The sequence below is a fragment of the Nocardioides pelophilus genome, from assembly GCF_014180685.1.
In the GTDB taxonomy this organism is placed as follows: Bacteria; Actinomycetota; Actinomycetes; order Propionibacteriales; family Nocardioidaceae; genus Nocardioides; species Nocardioides pelophilus.
Window position 1 is genome coordinate 1 of the sequence record NZ_JACEHF010000250.1, and the last position, 3,868, is coordinate 3,868.

Annotated in this window: 5 protein-coding genes; 2 read left to right on the forward strand and 3 right to left on the reverse strand. The window is 73.0% G+C overall.

The genetic code is table 11. The features are described 5' to 3' along the window. Positions 1-185: hypothetical protein (locus H0488_RS24415; RefSeq protein ID WP_246372685.1), on the reverse strand; the 185-nt coding region annotated here is incomplete at its 3' end. A gap of 9 nt (positions 186-194) precedes the next feature. Between H0488_RS24415 and H0488_RS22345 the strand changes: the two genes are divergently transcribed. Further along, positions 195-1,859 carry a putative bifunctional diguanylate cyclase/phosphodiesterase gene (locus H0488_RS22345; protein WP_312856489.1) on the forward strand — a complete coding sequence of 555 codons (1,665 nt, stop codon included), beginning with the start codon at positions 195-197 and terminating at the stop codon, positions 1,857-1,859. Here the strand turns inward: H0488_RS22345 and H0488_RS22350 are convergent. After that, positions 1,846-2,508, reverse strand: a complete 663-nt coding sequence (locus H0488_RS22350) for a hypothetical protein (RefSeq protein WP_183101409.1) — start codon at positions 2,506-2,508, stop codon at positions 1,846-1,848. The two genes, H0488_RS22345 and H0488_RS22350, sit on opposite strands and share 14 nt — an antisense overlap. Positions 2,509-2,554: 46 nt before the next feature. Then, on the reverse strand, positions 2,555-2,953 hold the full coding sequence (locus tag H0488_RS22355) for a hypothetical protein (RefSeq protein ID WP_183101410.1): 399 nt from the start codon (positions 2,951-2,953) through the stop codon (positions 2,555-2,557). 109 nt (positions 2,954-3,062) lie between these two features. Between H0488_RS22355 and H0488_RS22360 the strand changes: the two genes are divergently transcribed. After that, a partial coding sequence (locus H0488_RS22360) for an NAD-dependent epimerase/dehydratase family protein (RefSeq protein ID WP_183101411.1) occupies positions 3,063-3,868 on the forward strand: 806 nt, incomplete at its 3' end.

Sequence of the window (3,868 nt, forward strand, 5' to 3'; positions counted from 1 at the left end):
GCCGTCTCCGCCCCGATCCGGGGCCCCGACGGTCCGAAAGGAGCGGTGGTGGCCGTGCTCTTCACCGACGTCCCCGCCCTCGAGCTGCCGGCCGGCGCCGACGGCGCGACGGTGGTGGTCGCCATCGACCCCGACAGCGGCCTGGTGGTCGCCACCACCCCCGACGCCCCCTTCGCCACGGGCACCCAGGTCTCGTGGTCCGAACCGCCGACCACCGACGCCGACGGCGTGGAGCGGATCTGGCGCGAGGTCCTCGATCCCACGACGGGCTGGCGGGTCCTCGTCGGCCTCGACGTCGACATCGCGATGAGTGCCGCCCGCGACCAGCGCCAGTCGCTGCTGGGCTTCGGTGCTGCCATCGTCGCGCTCGTGGCGGCGCTGGCGGCCGCGCTCCACCGCCGGCTCGCCCGACCCATCCGACGCCTCGGTTCCGCGATCGCCGCCTCGAGGTTGGGCGGCGCGGCCCGGCGCGCCCCGGAGGTCGGNGGCGCGGCCCGGCGCGCCCCGGAGGTCGGACCCACCGAGGTCGTCCAGGTGGCCCGAGCCTTCAACGAGCTGGTGGACTCGCACGACGGCCTGGTCGACCGACTGCGGCACAACGCCCGCCACGACTCCCTCACCGGACTGCTCAACCGGCGGGGTGCGACCGAGGAGCTCGCCTGCCTGCTCGACGACCCCGCCGCCGACCCGTTGGTGGTCCTGTTCATCGACCTCGACCGGTTCAAGCTGGTGAACGACAGTCACGGCCACACCATCGGCGACCGACTCCTGTCCAGCTCGCTCGACGCCTCGAGGCGGCGGTGCCGGACGGCTGGATCGTCAGCCGGTTCGGCGGCGACGAGTTCGTCATCCTGTGCCCGGCGACGGAGGACCCGGGGCCCGCGGTCGCGGCGCTGTCGGAGGTGCTGCGCGCCACGTTCCGGATCGACGGGCTCGACCTGCGGGTCGGCGGCTCGACCGGCATCGCCCGGGCCCGGCCGGGCATGAGCGGCGTCGACCTGATCCGGGAGGCCGACACCGCCATGTACCGCGCGAAGGAGGACGGTCGGGGCGGGTGGGCGGAGTTCGACGACCAGATGCAGGCGATGGTCGTCGAGCGCCTCGGCATCGAGGCCGAGCTCCGGGGTGCGGTGGCGCGCGGAGAGCTCGTCCTCCACTACCAGCCGCTGGTCAACCTCCGCACCGGCCGCACGACGGGAGTCGAGGCGCTCGTTCGGTGGCAGCACCCCACCCGCGGCCTGCTCTCCCCCGCCGCGTTCCTCTCCGTAGCCGAGGACACGGACCTGATCTTCGAGATCGGTGCCTGGGTCGCCGCCGAGGCCGCCCGGCGCACCGCCGCGTGGCGGGCCGCCGGCTCGCCGAGCCGGGTGTCCATCAACGTGTCGGCCGCCGAGCTGCTGCGCACCGACGTGGTCGACACCGTCGCGCGTGCCATCGCCGAGGCGGAGGCCGACCCGGGGGACCTGATGGTCGAGGTCACCGAGTCCGCCGTCCTGACCGACATCGAGGCGACCGTGCTGCAGCTCGAAGGCCTCCGTGCGCTGGGCGTCGGCGTCGCCCTCGACGACTTCGGCACCGGGTTCTCCTCGCTGTCCCACCTGCGCCAGCTTCCGGCCGACGAGCTCAAGATCGACCGGACCTTCGTAGCCGGACTGGGGCTCGACCCGGTGTGCGACGCCATCGTCACCTCGGTCATCACCCTGGCCCACGCCGTCGGCCTGGAGGTGGTCGCCGAGGGGATCGAGACCGAGGAGCAGCGCTCCCACCTCGCCGGACTGGGCTGCGACCTCGGCCAGGGCTACCTGCTCGGGCGGCCGGTCGCCGACCCGCAGCGGCTCAGCGCGGTCACTCCTCGATGACGAGGACGGCGCGCTCGTAGTCAGCCGCCAGCAGGTGGCCCATCCGCAGCTTCTGCTCGGCGTTCCGCTCGAAGTCGGCGCGCGTCATCGCACCGTTGCGGACCGCGTGAGCCCAGCTGATGACCGCCTGTTGGCTCCCGGACCGGATCTTGGCGACCATCGCCGGCTTGGTGGTCCGCTCGAACTGGGCGCCGATGGCGTCCCACTGGTTCTCGACCTCGAGCCGCTTGGTCTGCCGCATCCGGTCCGGATGGGCGAGGTAGCCGTCCCAGTCGATGTCGAACTCCTCCGGCCCCGGCCCGGTGACCGTCAGCGGCACCGTCGCGCCCTTGGGGACCCGGTGCTCGTAACCGAGGTAGGAGCCCTCGACCTTGGCCGGGATCCGCTCCCTGCGCTCGAGGCGGTACGCCGGCACACCGGGTCGGTGCACCTCCAGCACGAACCGGTAGGGGATGCCGCGGGCCCGGTCGATGAAGTCGTGGCCTTGGTAGTGGTTGTCGATCCCGGTCGCGTTGTTCAGCCAGTCGGACTCGACGAGCACGGCGACCGGCTGGGAGTCGTCCCACGAGATCGTGGCGTCCTCCGCCGGCGGCAGCGGATCGGTGAACACCTTCTCGGCGGCCGCCCTGACCTTGTCGAAGAGCCCCATGGCCCGCATTGTCCGGTCTCGGACGACCCCGCGCCAGGGGGGCGGGTCAGCGGCCCGCGTCGGCCCGGTGGAACAGCAGTCCGGAGAGGGCGAACCCACCGGCGAACACCGCATTGACGCCGAGCAGCTCCAGGAGCGAGGTCGCGGCCCGGTCGTGGACGCCTCCGACGACGGCGAGAGCGGTGACCAGGAGCACCGCGAGCGCGGTGGCGAGCATGGTCTGCGCCATCGGTCCTGGCTGCAGACGCCCGACGGCGGCGCCGCCCACGACAGAGGCCAGCAGGCCGGCGTACGCGAGGTCTCCGCGGTAGCCCTCCTCCGCCATCACGCCGACGGCGCCGACCAACCAGAAGAGGGACAGGGCGGTCGCGGCGCCGACCGCCAGGGCCAGGCGGCAGGCGGTGCCGCCGCTGAAGGTCGTTCGCTCGGCGGGGAGGGTGCTCATGCCCTCGACCGTACGGCGGCAGGCGGTCGGATCGGGTGCGCGACCTGTGGAGGTTTCGTGCAGACGCGCCTCTCCCTCCGGTCCCGACGGCGCAATAGGCTCGGCGACCATGACCGGGACCAAGCTCGTCATGGGCGCCAGCGGCTTCCTGGGCTCCCACGTCACCAGGAAGCTCGTCGAGCGCGGCGACGACGTACGGGTGTGGATCCGGGAGTCGAGCTCGACGGTCGCGTTCGACGACCTCGCGGTCGAGCGCTCGTACGGCGACCTCGGCGACCGTGCAGCGCTGCGGGAGGCGATGCGCGGCGTGGCGACCGTCTTCTACTGCATCGTCGACGCGCGGGCGTGGCGGCGCGACCCGACCCCGCTGTTCGCCACCAACGTGGAGTCGCTGCGCGGCGTGCTCGACGTCGCCGTCGAGGTCGGCGTGCCGAGGTTCGTCTTCTGCAGCACGGTGGGCACCATCGGGATTGCCGAGCACGGCCTCGCCGACGAGGAGCTGCCGCACAACTGGCGCCACCTCGGCGGGCCCTACATCGAGTCGCGGCTCCAGGCCGAGGAGCTGGTGCTGGCCTACCACCGCGACCACGGGCTCCCCGCGGTGGTGCTCAACGTCGGCACGACCTACGGCCCCCGCGACCACGGACCCACACCGCACGGCGAGCTGGTGCGCGCGGCCGCGTTCGGAAGGATGCCCGCCTACGTGCGCGGCGCCGCCATGGAGGTCGTCGGCATCGAGGACGCGGCGGAAGCCTTCCTGCTGGCCGAGGAGAAGGGCCGGGTCGGCGAGCGGTACATCGTCTCGGAGTCCTACCTGCCCATCAAGGACCTCTTCGAGATCGCCGCCGAGGAAGGCGGGGTCCGGCCGCCGCGGGTCGGCATCCCGATGCCGGTGATGCGGGTGGTCGGTGCCGT